The sequence below is a fragment of the Halopelagius fulvigenes genome (assembly GCF_042662625.1).
Classification (GTDB): Archaea; Halobacteriota; Halobacteria; order Halobacteriales; family Haloferacaceae; genus Halopelagius; species Halopelagius fulvigenes.
In genome coordinates this window covers 341,900-358,901 of the sequence record NZ_JBHSXH010000009.1, presented here as the reverse complement: position 1 = coordinate 358,901, position 17,002 = coordinate 341,900, and the positions used below count along the sequence as shown (strand labels likewise).

Here is a 17,002-nt window from a genome sequence, read left to right as displayed (position 1 = left end):
AGCAAGCGACCCACCGCGTCACCAGACATATGCCCGACTCCGCCGAACTGACGGGCGTATGAGCATTCCGAGCCGAACGCTTCCGAACGGCGACGAGATACCGCAGGTCGGAGCGGGCACGTGGGACATCGGCGGCGAGACGGTCAAAGAGTCCGTCGGGGCGGCGCTCGACGCCGGGTACGCCCACGTCGATACGGCTGAGGGGTACGAGAACGAGGCCGAGATCGGGGAGGTCCTCGCGGAGTACGACCGCGAGGAGATATTCCTGACCTCGAAGGTCCTGCCGTCGAACCTGCACTACGAGTCGGTGCTGGAGTCCTGCGAGGCCAGCCTCGACCGATTGGGGACGGACTACCTCGACCTGTATCTGATCCACTGGCCGAACCCGACCATCTCGCTGCGCGAGACGATGCAGGCGCTCGAACGCCTCCACGAGGAGGGAAAGGTGCGGAACATAGGCGTGAGCAACTTCAGCAAGTACCAACTGATGTTCGCGCTGAAGGTGGCCGACGTGCCCATCGCCGTCAATCAGGTGGAGTTCCACCCGTGGCTGTATCAGGAGGACCTCTTGGAGTACTGCGAGGACAACGACGTGGTGCTCACCGCCGCCGCGCCGTTGGCCCGGACGGAAGTGCTTGAGGACCCGGTGATTCGGGACGTGGCCGAGGAGTACGACCGGACGCCCGCGCAGGTGGTCCTGCGGTGGCAGGTTCAGAAGGGCGTCGTCACGATTCCGAAGTCCTCGACGCCCGAGCACATCCGCTCGAACTTCGAGGTGGGCGACTGGGAACTCGACGCCGACGACGTGGGCCGAATCGACGACATCGACACCGAAAAGCGCGTCTACATGATCGACGTGGACGACGAGACGTACGGGATTCCGCGCTGAGGCGGGTTACCGTCGGATCAGAGGTACGAGTCGTCGTACGCCTCTCTCGACCGAGAGGCGTGGCTGTTTCCGCACTCGCTGCACTCCATGCGCTCCATGTCGTCCACGATGACGTCCAGCGACCCGCAGTTCGAGCAGTAGTAGCCGTACCGCTCGCTCATCTCCTCGTCTGTGTACGTCACGAAGAACGGGGCGTCGGTGCCGGACTCCTTGTCCTCCTCGTCGTCGGTGCCGAGGTACACCGTCTGCCCGTCGTCGGTCGTCGCGCGTCTGACGCCGTCCTCCGTTTCGGTGTCGGGGAACTCGAGTTCGTCCGTATCCGTGTTCGCGGCGTCCGTACCCGCGGCGTCCGTCTCGTCGGACGCGGCCGACGGTTCCGTGTAGACGTACTCGACCAGCGACTCGTCGCCGAGTTCGACCGTCCGCTCCTCCGTCCGGACGTAGTCGAACTTCTCGAAGAACTGCTCGCCCTCGGTGTTTTTTTCGAGCGTCGCCGCCTCCACGTGGTCCACGTCTCGGTCCCGGAGCGCCTCCACCGCCGACTCGAACAGTTCCGTGCCGACGCCCGCACCCTGATGTTCGGGGTCTACGAGGAGCCACCGAATCTCGCCGACGTCGTCGCTGACGACGCCGACGACGATACCGGCGACGGCCGTCTCGACGCCGTCTATCTCGTTCTCCGCGACGAACACGATGGCGTTGTCGCTGTCGATCACCTTCGACAGGTGGTCGTCGCTGAACTGGTCGGTGAGGATGGACTCGATCTGCTGGGGGCTCAGCCGATACGACATCGTCATCGAACTTTCGACCATCTCTCGGATTCGCTCCGTCTCGTCCGAGGTGGGTTCGCGGAGTTCCATACCCTCAGTTCAACCACAATCGGGATAAGCGCGGGGGCGGCATTCAGCTCACACTGACATTTCGGCGTTCCTATCGGTATTCCCCGAATCTGGCAGAACTCGTATGTGTGGCCTGTCTGTACACGGTGGCATGCTCGAACGGATTCGGCGCGCGAGGGACCGCATCCGAGCGGCGGGTGTCGGGTCGTTCGCGTACGAGACGGTACGGTCGTCGCTCCCCTTCTGGGATCGGTTCCGGTTGGACCTCCTGATGTTCGAGTGGACGAAGGGCCGGACGGTTCCGCTCGAACCGTGGAATCGCCTCCGGATGCTCCGGCACGGCTTTCTCTCGTCGTCGTACTACCTCTACGACTTCGACGAACGGCGGAACTACGACGACTACGTCTCCGAGTACGAGAAGATGGCCTACACCGCCCACATCAACGGACGGACGCGGAAGTACCTCGACGACAAGTTCGAGTTCTACGCGGCGATGCGAAGTCGGGGCTTCGGCGACAGACTCCCGGAACTGGTCGGGGCCATCGACTCCGGACGGGAGGACGTCGAAGACGTGGGCGCGGACCGGATTCTCGAACTCCTCGACGGCGGCGAGAGACTCGTCCTCAAGAGCGCGACGGGCGCGGGCGGAAGCGGCGTCTACATCTGCCGCGTCGCGGACGACGGCGAGGGCTACGTCGTCAACGGCGACGCCGCCTCCGCCTCGGAGGTGCGGTCCGTCGTCTCGTCGGTGGAGGGGTACCTCGTCACGGAGTACAACGAACAGGCGAACTACGCCGCGGAGGTGTTCCCCGATTCGCCGAACACGGTTCGGGTGATGACGATGCACCCCGGTGACGACGACGCGTTCGTCGCCGCCGTCGTCCACCGGTTCGGCTCGGCGGCGTCCGGCGGCGTGGACAACTGGTCGCGAGGCGGCATCGCCTGCGAGATAGACGAGGAGACGGGCGAACTCCGTCGGGCGACGCGGTACCCGTTCGACGGGGAGTTGCGCTGGTTCGAGGCGCACCCCGACACCGGCTCGACCATCGAGGGGCGGTCGGTCCCCGGATGGGAGCGAGTGAGAGAGGAGGTTCTCGAACTCGCGGAGGCGTTCCCCGACATGCCCTACGTCGGGTGGGATCTGTTGGTCACCGGACCGGGCGAGTTCGTCGTCCTGGAGGGGAACAACCAGTCCGACGTGGACTTGGTGCAGGCGAACCGACCGCTCCTCACCGACGACCGGGTGGTCGACTTCTACGACGAGTTCGTCGCCGCCGACGAGTGGCCGCCCGGCGGTTCGTGACGCCGGAGTCGGTCGTCTCGACTAGATGTCGGCAAGCGGTATCTTCCGTCCGTAGACGACACACCCGAGGAGGAGAAGGACGTCGATATCGACCCGAGCACGGAGGTGGGCGACGACGACTGACTCGACGGACGCGCCGGCACCTTGCGAATGACTGCCGTGTGACTTTGCGTCCGCCGGAGGGAGACACGGCCATGACCAGCGGATACCTCGTATCGTCGCCGCCGAGTCGCACGGGATCGGAGAGACGACGCCCCGAGGGGGGACCGCCCCGCGTCGGCGGCGTCGGACCCGCGGGCGGGCGCGACCGATGAGCGACCGGCCGCGCTACGAAGTCGTCGTCGTGGGCGGCGGGCCCGCGGGGTTGACGACTGCGCTGTACGCGACGCGACTCGGCCACCGAACCGCGGCGTTCGACGAACAGGGCGGCCGACACACGGCGGTCCGAGGCGTGCACAACGTCTACGGCGTCTCCGAGGACGTCTCGGGCAAACAACTGTCGGAACTCGCCGTCCGGCAACTCGAAGAGTACGGCGGCGACTTCCACCCCGACGCCGTCGAACGCATCGAACGGGACGACGACGGCCGGTTCCGGGTGGAGGCGTCCCACGCGACGGTCACGGCCGAACGCGTCGTTCTCGCGACGGGGTTCTCCGACGAGGAACCGGGCGTGCCCGAACTGCGGCGCTTCACCGGTCGGGGGTTACACTACTGCCTCCACTGCGACGCGTACGCCCTCGGGGACGGCCCCGTCTTCGTCCTCGGCCACGGCGAGGACGCGGCGGAGGTGGCGATGCTGATGCTCAACTTCACCGACGACGTGGAGTTGCTGTTGAACGGCGCGGACCCCGAGTGGAGCGACGAGACGGAGGACCGACTCGGCGCGCACCCGATCGAGCGAATCGACACGGACGTCGTCTCCGCGTTTCCGGCGGACGACGACGCCGAGGACCCATGGCTCGGCGGACTGCGCTTCGCCGACCGGTCGGACCGCGAGTACCTCGGCGGGTTCGCCATGTACGGCAAGGAGTACAACACTGCCTTGGCCGAGGCTCTCGGCTGCGAACTCGACGACGACGGAGCAGTCGAGGTGGACGAGAACTTCGAGACGAGCGTCGACGGCGTCTACGCCGTCGGCGACGTGACGCACGGGCAGAACCAGACGGCGGTAGCCGTCGGCGACGGCGCGCGCGCGGGCATCGCGCTGCACAAGAGCCTCCGGACGTACCCCCTCTCGCTCGAAGAACTCGACTCGGCGGAGGACTTCCCGGTTCCGGGCGCGGCGGGCGACGTCCGCGCGCGGATGCGCCGCGTCCGCGGCCTCGACGAACACGCCGGCCTTCGGAGACCCGCGCCGGAGGAGGGGCGCGTAGAGCGCGAGTGACGACCCTCACTCGCGCCGCCGCCGGAGGAAGCGCTGAACCGCGCCGTTCGAGGCGACTTCGAGGCCGACCCTCGACGCCGCGGCGCGGAGACGCCCGCGGACGACGGCGGCGGCGTACGTTCCGAACGCCGCGAGTGCGCCCACTCGGTACGTCGGGTCCGGGCGGTCGGCGGTGGCGGCGGCGACGATCGTCGCCGCGACTCGTTCGGGGCGGTTGATTCCGGGGCCGCCCTCGCGGACGACGCCGATGGATCCGAGGGCGCGGTAGAGGTCGGCGTACGCCGGCGTGTGTTCGACCGACTCGACTTCTTCGAGTGCGCGGTCGTAGAACGGCGTCGCCACCAGCCCGGGTTGGACGCAGACGACGTTCACGCCGGTTCCCGCCGTCTCCTGGCGGAGGGCGTCGCTGACGGACTCCAGCGCGAACTTCGACCCGGTGTAGATTCCCAGTCCCGGCACCGTCAGGCCGCCGAATCCCGCCGTGACGTTGATAATCGTCCCGCGCCCGCGTTCCCGCATCCGGGGGAGGACGGCGCGCATCAGCCGAATCGGGCCGTACGTGTTGACGTCGAACTGCCGTCTGACCTTCTCCATCGGCACGTCCTCCACCGCGCCGAACTGGCCGTAGCCCGCGTTGTTGACGAGGCAGTCGAGGCGGCCCTCCTCCTCGAAGATCCGACTGAGAGCGGTTTCGACCGACGCCTCGTCGGTGACGTCGAGTTCGACGACCCGACAACCCCGGTCTTCGAGCGTGCGCACCTCGTCCGTGTCGCGGGCGGCGGCGTACACCGTCCACCCCGCGTCCCGGAACCGAAGCGCAGTCGCGCGGCCGATACCCGACGAACAACCGGTGACGAGAACCGTCTCTCCCATTCGGTGAGATGCGCCGCCGGGCAGTTAGGCGTAATTCAGGCGAGGTGGTACGCTCGTCCGCGGCGGGCGGCGAGACGCGCGGCGGCGGACGCGAACCGCGACGACGGGGCGCGAGGAGCGACCGGGCCCAAACGCACTTCCTCGCGGGAGAACAACGAAGTGTGTTATGAGTCTGACAGCATTCTTCCGCAAAGACCAGTCAGAGCCGGTGAGCGAGGAGTCGAGCACGATGAGCGAGGAGTCGAGCACGGTGATGGACGCCGTGCGGTCGGAGTCGTCCGGAGGGGCGATGCCGTCCGATTCGGCCCTCCTTCGTAAGGCCGCCATGGTCGGCGGCGGCATGCTCGCGTTGGCGTACCTCGCCACCCGGAAGGCCGGGTCGGGCGCACCGGTCCCGTCCGCCGGCGAGGTGCGCGAGACGGTTCCGGAACCCGACGAGGTGAGACAGACGATCGAAGACGTGCGAGAGGACCCCGAGAGCGTCGTCCCCGCCGGGGGGTCGGACGAATCGCAGGACGAAGGAGAGGCGGCCGAAGGCGGAGACGAGGACGAGGAGAAAGAGGAGATAGAGGTCGAGACGGAGGTGGAAATCGAGGCGGGCGAAGGCGTCGAGGTGGAGGTCGAAGCCGAGACGGAACTGGAGCGCGAGGGAGACGAACTCGAAGTCGAGTCGGAAGTCGAAGTGGAGGCTGAACGGACGGACGACGACGACGAAGAAGACGAAGACGAGGACGAGACAGAAGCGGCCGACGACGAAGAGACCGAAGACGAGGACGAGACGGGAGCGATCGGCGGCGAGGAGGACGAAGACGAGGACGAGACGATGGCGACCGACGGCGAAGGCGCGGTTGACGAGAGCGAGGACCTCCCCGAAGAGGAGCGAAACGCCGAGGAGGTGGACGAACTGGCGGACGGAGACGTCGAATCGGAGTCGCCGGAACCGGGCGAGATGAACGTGGACGAGGACGTGGTCGAAGACGTGATCGGAGAGGACGGCGACGAGAGCGAGGAAGGAGAGGAGTAACCGCGAGCGTCGGTGGTCGGACGGCAGCACGTCGCCGCCGCCCTATTTTACGTCGCCGCTCAGACGCCCCACGGGAACGTCTCCGGCGGCGTCTCTCGGTGGGGTTCGAGGTGAAGCGGATGCAGCGCCGACGTCTCCTCGACGTGGACGAACGAGTCGTAGCGTTCGGGAAGCACCGTCGGCACGTAGTTCCCGAGTTCCCGGTCGGGGTGGTAGACGACGCCGATGGCGCGTTGCCCCCGCGAGGTTTCGAGGGCCGAGGCGTCGAACTCGTCGAACAACAGGTAGGAGTCGTTCACGCCGGCGCGATTGAACACGTCGCCGTAGGAGGTGTCTCTCGCCTCCGGCACCGACATCCGCTCCATCGGCGCGTCCCACGCCCGGCCGGCGATGACCGACCCGCGGTGGGTGCCGAAGCCGACGAGGTGAACCTCGTCCTCGCCGTATCGCTCGCGGGCGAGTTGGCCGATGTTGACCGCGCCCCGGTCCGTCATGTCCGTCGCCCGGGCGTCGCCGACGTGGGTGTTGTGCGCCCAGACGACCGCCGTCCCCTCGGTATCGTCGCGGTTCAGCAGTCTGTCGAGCGTCTCCATCATGTGCTCGTCGCGGACGTTCCACGACGAGGAGTTCCCGCGCGCCATCGACCGGTAGTACTCCTCGGCGTTCTTCGCGACCAAGGCGTTCTGCTCGGCGGCGAAGACGGACTCGTCGTCGTCCCCGTCGTACTCCGGCGCGTTCCGGCGCAGGTCGGCCAGTACCTCGATGACCTCGTCCTCGCAGTCGCCGGGAACGATGCGGGTCGAACGGCCGTACTCGCGGGCGTCCTCGCCGTACGGTTCGAAACACTGGTAGGCGTCCTTCGCCCGTTCGGCCGCCTCGGGGTCCACGTCTTCGAGGTAGTCCAACACCGCCTCCATCGACTCCGTGAGGCTGTACACGTCGAGGCCGTAGAAGCCGACCATCTCCGACCGCGCGCGGCCCTCGTTGTACTCCCGAAGCCACCGCAGGAACTCCGTCACCTCCCAGTTGGCCCACATCCACGTCGGCCAGCGGTCGAACTTGCCGAGGACCGCCATCGTGTCGTCGGACGCGTCCGGCCGGTGTCGAACGTGGCGGTTCACGTCGTAACAGTCCGTCCAGTCGCCCTCGACGCCGACGAACGAGACGTTCGTCTCTCGGATCAGGCGGGCCGTCAGGCGGGCGCGCCAGCGGTAGAACTCGCTGGTTCCGTGGGACGCCTCGCCGATCATGACGACCGACGCGTCCGACGCCGCCTCCACGAGTCTGTCGAGGTCGCTCGGGTCCGAGAGGTCGCGGGCGTTCCGCCGCACCGCCTCGACGGCGGCGTCCATCCCCTCGGCGCGCCGTTCGCCGCGTCCGAGGCTCATCCGTCCGTCACCTCCGGGCGTTCCGTCGGAGTCGCGTTCATACGAGACAGTACCCCACTCCGCGGCAAGTGAACTCCGCCCGCATACGCAAGGGCGACGGTACACGGTGTCGGTGCGCCGGCAGAGTAGCGCGGTCCGACGGTCCGACGGGAACCGCCGCGGCCGAATCGAAGGTGGATATGAGTCTATTGGCCCACTTCTCAAGCGGGTGGGGGACGAAGTGCGAACAGCATGGATATTGACGGAGTCGTCTCGACGGACTACGTCGAACAGGACGCGAAGACGCCGGCGTCGAAACTCCGCGGGGCGTTCGACACGAACGAGGACCGCGTCATCATCATTACGAACGGCGGGTCGTTCGAGGGTGTCGTCTCACAGAAACAGTTACTGTCGTCGCACCACCCGCCGGACGAGACGGCGATGAACGTGGCCATCGACCCGCCGCAGGTGTCCCGTCACGAGGACGTCCGCGAGGTGGCCCGCCTGATGGTCGAGAACGAACTGAAGATACTCCCCGTCTTCGACGAGGGAGACCGGTTCGTCGGCGTCGTGAAGGCGATGGACATCGTCGAGGAGGTTCAGGAGAACCTCAACACCCTCGACGTCGAGGACGTGTACACACGGGACCTCATCTCGGTCGAACGCGAGACGACGGTCGGACAGGTCATCAACCACCTCATCGAGAACAAGATTTCGCGCGTGCCCGTCGTCGAGGACGGCAACGCCGAGGGGATGGTGAGCATCGCGGACCTCGTGGACTTCACCGTCCGACAGGTGGAGAAACAGGAAGGCGGGGACGCCGGCGGCTTCGACGGGCACGGCGGCGAGGGGTCCACCACCGACTTCCGAGCGTCCAGCGGCGGATACGGCGAACGCGCGGGGTTCGAGGATCGGCTCCTCGATCTGCCCGCCCGAGACGTGATGACGCCGACGGTGTACACGACGACGCCCGACCAACAACTCGGCGACGCCATCGGCGAGATGCTGGAGAAGAACTGCTCGTCGCTCGTCGTCGTCGGCGAGGGGACGGGCGAAGTCATCGGCATCGTGACGGTGACGGACGCCTTAGACGCCCTCACGAACACCGACGAGGAGCGCATCCCCGTCCAGATTTTCAACGTGAAGATGCTGGACACCCTCTCGCGGGAGGACGTGGCGAAGCGAATCGAGCAGATAGACGCGAAACGCACCGAGATGAACATCCTCGAAGCGAAGGTGGTCTTCCACGAACACGAGGAACGCCTCCGCGGGATGCCGCTGGTCGAGACGACAGTCAGGCTGTTCACCGACGAGGGGCGGTTCTTCGGCTCCGGTGAGGAGTACGGCGCGGAAGCGTCGTTCGGCACGGCCAGCGAGATAGTCGAGGAGAACGTCCTCGAAGACAAGGGCCGGGACATGACCGAGCGAAACGACCGGCCGACGGCGAAGAAACAAGAGCAGGTAGAGAGCATCGTCGATTGGTGGCTCGAAGGGGAAGAGGAAGAAGGAGAGGCGTAGGGTCGGTCAGTCCGCCGCCGCGTGCGTCGCCTCCGGCGCTCGAATCGCGTCCGACGCCGCACCGGCCGTCGCAGTCGCGTCCGCGTCCGACCTGTTCGACGCCGTCGCGTTCGCGTCGCCCGCCTCGCCGACGACGTAGCGTTGCCCGACCATCGGGTCCAGCAGGGCATCGACGGGCGCCCTGTCGTCGCGGAGCACCGGCACGTCCCCCGTCTTTTCCTCGTCGCGGTACGTCGAAATCTCCTCGGAGAGGTCGATGCCGATGTTCCGCCGCTCGTTCCGGGCTCTGAGTTCCGCCTGCGAGACGTGCGTCGCGTTCTTCGTCGCCACGACTTCGATGTTCTGCACGACGACGCCCTCCCGCGTCGGGAAGCTGTACACCTGCGGGAACACTCGCGACATCGTCTTGTACTGCGCCCGGTAGAACTTCGAGGCCGGACCGCTCGGCGCGGAGATGACGTTGGCGAAGAGCACGCCGTCCTCGGTGAGTCTGTCGTTCGCCAGTCGCATGAACTCCACCGTCGTCAACTGAAACGGCACCTTGTCCTTCTTGTACGCGTCGAGGACGATGAGGTCGTACGTCCGGTTCGTCTCTTGGAGGAACTGGCGGCCGCCCGTCGTGTGGATGGTGAGGTTCTCCGACTCCTCCACCGCGAAGTACTTCTTCGCGACGTCCACGACTTCTGGGTCGATCTCGGCGACGTCCACCGTCACGTTGTACTCCGCGGCGAAGCGCTTCGGCCCGGTGAACCCGCCGCCGCCGATGAACAACACTCGGTCCACGTCGTCGGTCATCAAGAGAGGGAGGTGAAAGTACGGCGTGTAGTCGAAGACGTGGGCGTTCGGGTCGTCCAAGTCCATCGCGCTGTGCGGTTGGCCGTCGAGGTAGAGCGTCCGGGTGTCGCCCCTATCGACCACCTCCAACTCCTGATACGGCGTCTGCGTGTGGTAGACGACGTTCCCCGTCGCGGAGAGGCCGACGCCGCCGGAGGCGGCGGCGACGACGAGGACGGCGGCGACGGCCAAACTCCGCCCCGCGCGCTCCCGACCTATCGAGGGGCGGGCGACGTAGACGGCGGTGCCGACGGAGAGGAGGCCGAAGATCAGACCGATGTGCGCGACGCTCAGCGCGGGGATGAGAAAGTACGTCGTCGCGAACGCGCCGACGATGCTGCCGACGGTGCCGACGGCGTAGACGTGGCCGGACGCCTCGCCGGTTCCCTCCTTCTCGGAGAGTTCCGCGGCGTAGGGGCTGACGAACCCCAGCAGGTACGTCGGCGGTCCGAACAGCAGCGTCACCGCCGGGAGCGAGGCGAACCGACTCGGCAGGGGGAAGGCGACGGCCGACTGCAGCATCACGTCGCCGAAGAAGATGACGCCCGCCACGTAGAGGGCGGTGGCGAGGAACAGTTTCACCAGCCGGTCGTCCGACGCGCGCGAGGCGGCGTGCCGCCCGCCGTGGTAGTAGCCGAGGCTGAGCGCGGCGAGGAACACGCCGATGATGCTCCCCCACGTGTAGATGCTGCTGCCGAACTGGGGGGCTATCATCCGCCCGGCGAGAATCTCCAACCCCATGCTGGCCACGCCGGAGGAGAACACCGCTACCTCCGGTTTCGACAGTCGGAGCGAGGACGCAGGGAGCGTCGCCATGGTCGGAGTACGGACGAGGACCAATTAAGTGTTCGACGGGAGCGGCGGTGCCGCCGAACTATGGTAAGAAACGAGATATTTCTGGCAACCGAATCAGAATAAATTAGATAATTTATGTATGTATCACGCCCGGCTATCTCACAGTATCTAAATTGTCTATATAGAGAAATTATCCACACGTAAGCTATCTACGCCGGATACGCCCGTATTCAACGACGAAAGGTACGGAACGGGCGATGAAGATAATTAGAAATAATTATATTACGTGTATATTGTTAGACACATTATAAAAATAATTATAGTGACAGGGATAGCACATTTGATGCATGGTAGAGTTTAACAGGCGGCAGTTGATGGCGACGTCCCTCGCCGCGTCGGTCGGCGCGAGCGTGGCCGGAGGAGTCGTCAGCGGCGAGCAAGAGGACACAGACACCGAGAAAGCACCGAGCGTAGACGGGGAGATAACGCGGTTCGCCTCGACGGCGCTCGGCGCGGAGGTGACCGGGCCGTTCATCCTTCCGGACGGGACGCTCATCTTCAGCCTGCAACACCCGAGTCGGGAGAACCCCGAACCGTTCAACAGCGGCGGTATCGGGTACGTGAAGGGGTATCAGTTCGAGGAGGGGAGCGACTTCGACGAACTGAGCGTCCCGAACACCGAGGAAGAACGGAGGAGAGTTCGCGCCGCGGAGGGCGAGTACACCCTCCTCGCCAGAGAGGGCGACAACCTCGGCAACAACGAGGACCTCGGCATGCCGCTGACGCCGGACGGACTGAGTATCGACGAGTTCGCCGGCTCTCGGTACTCGGACTTCGGGTATCAGCCCGACATGAACCAGTTCATCCCCACGAACGAAGCGGGCACCGAGGGACTGCTGTTCACGAACTTCGAGACGAGTCCGGGGAACGTCACCCGCATGCCCATCAGTCAGGACGAGAAAGGTGTGTGGAGCGCAGACCTAGAGGAGGCAGTCAACCTCTCGAACACGGAGGAACTGCGGAGCCTCGGTGGCACCCGAATCAACTGTTACGGCGACGTCAGCCCGTGGAACACGCCGCTCACGTCCGAAGAGGAGTACGCTCACACGCGCACCGCGTACACCTCCACCGTCAGCGACATCGTCGAGGACGGCACGGGCGTCGGCCACCGCGGCGGCGCGCAGTTCTGGAACCGACCGAACCCCAGCGAGATACAGGCGGCCATCGACGAGTACTACGGCGAGGAGTCGTGGGACGTGCAGGGGTACTGGGCCCTCGGCGGCGTCGAACTGCTGGCGTACTACCTCGGCGCCGAACGGGTGGACCAGGCGAGCGGATACACGGAGAACACGAAGACGCCCATCCCCGACAACTACCCGAACCCCTACCGGACCGGCTACATCGTCGACTTCCGCGAACCCGAGTCCGAGACGCCGAAGCCCGTGAAGTACCACGTCTTCGGACGGGCGGCGTGGGAGTGCCCGGACATCCAGAGCGACGAGAAGACAGCCTACGTCAGTTCCGACGGCGCGAACAAGGGCTTCTACAAGTTCGTCGCGGACGAACCCATCCCGAGTTACGACGACCCGATGGACGTGGAGGGGACGCTCTACGCCGCGAAGGTGACCAACAAGGAGGCGGCGGCGAAGAAGTCCCCCGCCGAGGCCGAACTCGAAATCGAGTGGCTCCCGCTGAGCAGGGCGAGCAACGCGGAGATAGCGGAGTGGATAGCCGAGTACGACGACGTCTCGCAGGTCGATTACCTCGAAACCCACGCCGACACCGACTGGGAGGAGGACCTCCAGGCGGCCCTCGAAGAGGCCGACAAGGAGGTCGCCGAGAACGGGAACCGGAACTACATCACCGACGAGGAGATCAAAGAGTGGGGCGAACTGTGGAGCGAGGACCCCGAGTCCACCGTCGCCGACAGGGGGCGGGAGGACCTCCGGAAGGTGCCGTTCCTCGAAACCCGCGCCGCCGCCAAGGAGATCGGCGCGACCGTCGAGTTCCGCAAGAGCGAGGGCATCGACAGCGTCGACGACGCCGGACCCGGCGACTACGTCTACATCGGCATCTCCGAGGTCAACGACGGGATGAGCGACGACGCGGGCGACATCCGGACCGAACGCGTGGACGGCGGACTCGTCTACCGCGGGAAACTCGAAGACGACTACAACATCTCGACGCTCGAACCCGTCATCGTCGGCCCGGACGCCACCGACCCCGCCGACGTGGCGAACGACGCACTCGTGAACGTGGACAACGTCTACGTGATGGACGACGGGCGGGTCCTCTGCTGTGAGGACGCCGACCAGTTCGGTCGCTCCTACAAGAACGACTGCATGTACGTCTACACCCCGCCGGAACTGAAAGACGACGGCGACGACGGCGGCGACGAGAGCGAGGAGACGACCGAGGACAGCGGTCACGGAAACGGGAACGGCAGTAACGGTCACGGCAACGGGAACGACGGCAACGGCAGCAACGGAAACGGCCACGGCAACTGAAGCGACTCCGAGAGGGCCGAAACCATCGACGGCGACGGAGGGTTCCGACTCCCGGCGAACCGTCGAAACGGCGCGGTCCGCGCGGACTGCGCCCGGCGCGTTCCGAGTCGCCCGACCGAGCGCTCATCACTCACCTAACCATGGCGAAATTAGACGAGACGACGACGGAGACGACAGAATCGATACACCGCGAGTACATCCTCGGCGTGCGAATCGTCGCGTACGACGCGCCGGAGGGTCGGCGCTACCGGTTCGAAGCGCCGAAGCACCGGGGCGTCGAGTTCGAGGACCCGGAGATGGCGGAGTTGTACGCCGACGTGTACTTCGACGTCAACGGCTTCGAGGAGGCCGGAACTGGGGAACGGGGCGTCCCGCCGGAGGTGATTCAGGCCGGACGTGACACGCTGGCGGCGTACTTCCTCACCCAACCCGGCACCGACGTGAACTGGGTGGCGTCGTTCTACGGCGTGAAACCGGTGAAAGTCGAGAAGTACGTCTCGTGGGTCCGCGAACGGGCGACGGAGATACGCGAGGGCGCGGCGGAGATGGGCGAGACGTAGTCGCCCGCCTCGCCCGTTCGGCGTCGGCACGCCGCGCCGACACGCTATTCCCCGTCGTGCCGTAAGGGACACCCACATGGGTGGCCGAGCGTTCCCCGCCGACGAGACGGACTTCCGCGAGACGGTCCGGTTCTACCTCCTCGACCACCGGACGAGGCTCGGGAAGGCGATAGACGTCGCGTTGCTCCTCGGGAACCTCGTCTTCGTCGGCATCTTCGTCGCGGAGACGTATCCCCTCTCAGAGACGACTCGAACCCTCCTCTGGCGCGCGGAAGTCGGTATCGCGGTGCTGTTTCTCGCGGAGTACCTGCTTCGGTTGTACGGCGCGCGCGACACCGCCGCCGAGTTTCTCAGTCCGTACACGATGGTGGACTTCCTGGCTCTCCTGCCGACGTTCGCGGTGTTGCTGTTGCCGACGCCCCTCGCGGCGAACATCGGCTTCCTCCGGGTGCTCCGAGTCGTCAGAATCCTGCGGTTCTTCCGGTTCACGCAGGACGAGGAGTTCTTCTTCGGCACCGTCTCCGCGGAGACGCTTCGGGTGACGAAGCTGCTGTTGACGGTGCTGTCCATCTTCTTCGTCACCGCGGGCCTCTTCTACAGCATCGAACACCGGGTGAACCCCGGCGTCTCGAACTTCGGGGACGCCTTCTACTTCGCCGTCGTGGGACTGACCACCGTCGGGTTCGGCGACATCGTGCCGGTGACGGCGGCGGGTCGGTTGGTGACCGTCGCGTCGATTCTGGCGGCCATCGTCCTCGTCCCGTGGCAGGCGGGGAAGATTGTCCGCGAGTGGTCGAACAAGGGGAAGGTGAACGTCACCTGCCCGAACTGCGGCCTCTCGCACCACGACCCGGACGCCTCCCACTGCAAGGCGTGCGGCCACGTCATCTATCAGGAGTACGATTCGCGGCGGTAGAGGGGAGTCAGAGCGGCTTCTCGGGCGCGCCCTCCGCGAGCATCGACTCGAACATCGCCCGGAACAGGTCCTCGTCCACCGACTCGACGACGCGCGTCCGGGGTTCGCCGTCGGTGATGCCCAACTCGTCTACGAGACTGTACCCGCGGGTCATCCCCTCGCGTTCGTCCACGTCCACGAAGTACCGCGAGGACTCGGTGACGAGTTCGTCGTCCGCGACGAGGCACGCCGCGGTCAAAGAGTCCGGTTGGGTCGTCGCGTCCTCGCCGCGGCGTTCGCGACTGAACTCCCGCACCCGTTTCGTCGCCGTCCGATAGAACTCCGAGTACTCGGTATCTATCTCCGCCAGTCGGTCGAGGAACTCCGCCTCGAACGTCGCGTCCCTGACGGTGAGGCCCCAATCGACGAGATTCACGTCGAGTTCCCGGACGACCATCTTCGCGGCGTCGGGGTCGGCCCAGAAGTTGTACTCCGCCGACGGGGTGTCGTTGCCGAGGGTGTTGACCGCCCCGCCCATCACCCACACCTCGTCCAGCAGTTCGTTCAGTTCGGGCTCCCGCCGGAGGGCGAGGGCGACGTTCGTCAGGGGCGCGATGCAGCAGAGCGTAATCTCGCCCGGCGACTCGCGGGCCGCCTCCGCGATGGCGTCGGGCGCGAACCCGTCGGCGGAAGGGACGCCCGTGTCCGGGAAGAAGTCGCCGCCGAGTCCGCCCTCGCCGTGGATGTGCGGGACGTGTTCGTGGTCCTTCACCAACGGCCGGCGTGCGCCCTCGTAGACGGGCACCTCGCCCGCGAGTCCCGCTACATCGAGGGTGTACTTCGCGTTCTCCACGTGGTAGTCGAACTCGACGTTCCCCGGGGCGACGGTGACCGCCTCCAAGTCGATAGAGTCCGCGGCCGCCAACAGGAGTATCGCCTGCGTGTCGTCGCCCGCAGTGTCCGTATCGACGATAACTCGACGAGACATAACCTCCTCCTTCGAAGCGGACGTTCTTAACCGCCGTGATCCGTAAGATACCTTACCTCATCGGGTGGAGAAGCGAGTCCGGGTGTGGGGCGTCGTGCGCGGCGCGACGGAGGCGACGCGGACGGAGCGGTCGATTCCGCTGGTGGAAGTCGTCGGTATCGCGTCGGTAGAATCGTGACCGCGGGTCGAACCGCCCGCCCGGGCGTTCCGCGCCTCAGTTCAGCGTGTCCACTTCGTCGGTCAGGTCGCTCCGGTCGTCCACGGGGCCGTTGACGAACAGACCGTGGCCGATGAACGCGGCGGCGACGACGCCGAACCCCGCGACGGAGAGACTCGAAGACACCGAGGTGAGGGTGCCGACGGCGACGCCGAGAACCATGCTCACGAAGACGCCGACGAGAATCAAGTCGTAGTACTGCCACGTGTAGCCCATACGGGCACATCGCCGCGCAGAACCGAAGTTCTGGCGGTCGAATCTCCCTCGTTTACCGCGAGAGCCTCCTGCGAGCGCGTACCACGGAAGCCCTATCAACGACGGGATGCTGAACTACGTATGGAATACGCTGATTCTCTCGACCGGGCTCTCGACGTTCTTCCGGACCGCTCGCAGGAACAATCTCGACTCACTATCCCGGATCCCGAGGGCGAAACCGACGGCGCGTTCACCCGCCTGACCAACCTCGGCTCCATCGCCGACGCCCTCTCTCGGAAGCCCGAACACGTCCACCGCTTCATCCAGCGAACGCTCGGGACGAACGGGCAACTCGACGAGAACCGCGCGCGGTACAGCGGGTCGTTCTCGGTGTCGGACTTCGACGAGGCCCTCGACAGCTACGTCGCCGAGTACGTCACCTGTTCGGAGTGCGGACTCCCCGACACCCGCCTCGTGACCGAGAACGGCGTCGACATGCTCCGCTGTGAGGCGTGCGGTGCGTTCCGCCCCGTCGAAAAGCGCTCCTCGCAGTCGAAACAGCAGACGCAGGAGGCCGTCGAGGAGGGTCGCACCTACGAGGTGAAGATCACCGGAACCGGCCGCAAGGGCGACGGCGTCGCCGAACGCGGCAAGTACACGATATTCGTCCCCGGCGCGCAGGAGGACCAGGTCGTCCGCGTCCTCATCGAGAACGTGAGCGGGACGCTCGCGTTCGCCCGACTCGTCTAAGCGCTCTCGACTCCTCTCGACGCTCTTCTCCGAGTGCCGTTTTCGTTTTCCGCTGCTCGCTTCG

The 17,002-nt window shown here is 66.1% G+C and carries 15 protein-coding genes; 9 read left to right on the top strand and 6 right to left on the bottom strand.

The genetic code is table 11. From position 1 onward, the window contains the following. Positions 1-58 precede the first annotated feature (58 nt). Positions 59-889, top strand: coding sequence for an aldo/keto reductase (locus ACFQEV_RS04185; protein ID WP_379692852.1), 831 nt, complete (start codon positions 59-61; stop codon positions 887-889). A 17-nt stretch (positions 890-906) separates the two neighbouring features. Here the strand turns inward: ACFQEV_RS04185 and ACFQEV_RS04180 are convergent, their stop codons facing one another. Further along, positions 907-1,749 (bottom strand): GNAT family N-acetyltransferase, encoded by an 843-nt coding sequence (locus ACFQEV_RS04180; RefSeq protein WP_379692850.1) that lies wholly within the window; start codon positions 1,747-1,749, stop codon positions 907-909. A 130-nt stretch (positions 1,750-1,879) separates the two neighbouring features. On the opposite strand from ACFQEV_RS04180, the gene ACFQEV_RS04175 reads away from it, so the two are divergent. Then, entirely contained in the window at positions 1,880-3,031 is a 1,152-nt protein-coding gene (locus tag ACFQEV_RS04175; protein ID WP_379692848.1) for a sugar-transfer associated ATP-grasp domain-containing protein, read from the top strand. A gap of 310 nt (positions 3,032-3,341) precedes the next feature. Next, positions 3,342-4,415, top strand: a complete 1,074-nt coding sequence (locus tag ACFQEV_RS04170; RefSeq protein WP_379692846.1) for an NAD(P)/FAD-dependent oxidoreductase — start codon at positions 3,342-3,344, stop codon at positions 4,413-4,415. 6 nt (positions 4,416-4,421) lie between these two features. Here the strand turns inward: ACFQEV_RS04170 and ACFQEV_RS04165 are convergent, their stop codons facing one another. Then, complete coding sequence (locus tag ACFQEV_RS04165) at positions 4,422-5,288, bottom strand: SDR family oxidoreductase (RefSeq protein WP_379692844.1); 867 nt, start codon at positions 5,286-5,288, stop codon at positions 4,422-4,424. Positions 5,289-5,454: 166 nt separating this feature from the next. On the opposite strand from ACFQEV_RS04165, the gene ACFQEV_RS04160 reads away from it, so the two are divergent. After that, positions 5,455-6,312, top strand: a complete 858-nt coding sequence (locus tag ACFQEV_RS04160; RefSeq protein WP_379692842.1) for a hypothetical protein — start codon at positions 5,455-5,457, stop codon at positions 6,310-6,312. A gap of 59 nt (positions 6,313-6,371) precedes the next feature. Here ACFQEV_RS04160 and ACFQEV_RS04155 read toward each other — a convergent pair whose 3' ends face one another. Beyond that, positions 6,372-7,700 (bottom strand): erythromycin esterase family protein, encoded by a 1,329-nt coding sequence (locus ACFQEV_RS04155; RefSeq protein WP_379692840.1) that lies wholly within the window; start codon positions 7,698-7,700, stop codon positions 6,372-6,374. Between the two features lie 231 nt (positions 7,701-7,931). On the opposite strand from ACFQEV_RS04155, the gene ACFQEV_RS04150 reads away from it, so the two are divergent. After that, on the top strand, positions 7,932-9,197 hold the full coding sequence (locus ACFQEV_RS04150; RefSeq protein WP_379692838.1) for a CBS domain-containing protein: 1,266 nt from the start codon (positions 7,932-7,934) through the stop codon (positions 9,195-9,197). 6 nt (positions 9,198-9,203) lie between these two features. Here the strand turns inward: ACFQEV_RS04150 and ACFQEV_RS04145 are convergent, their stop codons facing one another. Continuing rightward, positions 9,204-10,847 (bottom strand): spermidine synthase, encoded by a 1,644-nt coding sequence (locus ACFQEV_RS04145; protein ID WP_379692836.1) that lies wholly within the window; start codon positions 10,845-10,847, stop codon positions 9,204-9,206. 326 nt (positions 10,848-11,173) lie between these two features. On the opposite strand from ACFQEV_RS04145, the gene ACFQEV_RS04140 reads away from it, so the two are divergent. The 3 genes from ACFQEV_RS04140 (at position 11,174) to ACFQEV_RS04130 (ending at position 14,809) form a co-directional block, all read left to right on the top strand. Next, on the top strand, positions 11,174-13,333 hold the full coding sequence (locus ACFQEV_RS04140; protein WP_379692834.1) for an alkaline phosphatase PhoX: 2,160 nt from the start codon (positions 11,174-11,176) through the stop codon (positions 13,331-13,333). Positions 13,334-13,473: 140 nt separating this feature from the next. Beyond that, positions 13,474-13,893, top strand: a complete 420-nt coding sequence (locus ACFQEV_RS04135) for a hypothetical protein (protein ID WP_379692832.1) — start codon at positions 13,474-13,476, stop codon at positions 13,891-13,893. A 76-nt stretch (positions 13,894-13,969) separates the two neighbouring features. Beyond that, positions 13,970-14,809: an ion transporter gene (locus ACFQEV_RS04130; protein ID WP_379692830.1), complete on the top strand. Its 840-nt coding sequence runs from the start codon at positions 13,970-13,972 to the stop codon at positions 14,807-14,809. A 7-nt stretch (positions 14,810-14,816) separates the two neighbouring features. Here ACFQEV_RS04130 and ACFQEV_RS04125 read toward each other — a convergent pair whose 3' ends face one another. Both ACFQEV_RS04125 and ACFQEV_RS04120 read right to left on the bottom strand, forming a co-directional pair. Then, the gene (locus tag ACFQEV_RS04125) at positions 14,817-15,776 is read right to left on the bottom strand and encodes a nucleoside hydrolase (protein WP_379692828.1); all 960 of its coding nucleotides are present in this window, start codon (positions 15,774-15,776) and stop codon (positions 14,817-14,819) included. 214 nt (positions 15,777-15,990) lie between these two features. Next, a complete protein-coding gene (locus ACFQEV_RS04120; protein WP_379692826.1) occupies positions 15,991-16,209 on the bottom strand; it encodes a DUF8015 family protein in 219 nt (72 codons plus the stop codon). Positions 16,210-16,329: 120 nt separating this feature from the next. On the opposite strand from ACFQEV_RS04120, the gene ACFQEV_RS04115 reads away from it, so the two are divergent. Next, positions 16,330-16,938: a translation initiation factor IF-2 subunit beta gene (locus tag ACFQEV_RS04115; RefSeq protein WP_379692824.1), complete on the top strand. Its 609-nt coding sequence runs from the start codon at positions 16,330-16,332 to the stop codon at positions 16,936-16,938. Positions 16,939-17,002 lie beyond the last annotated feature (64 nt).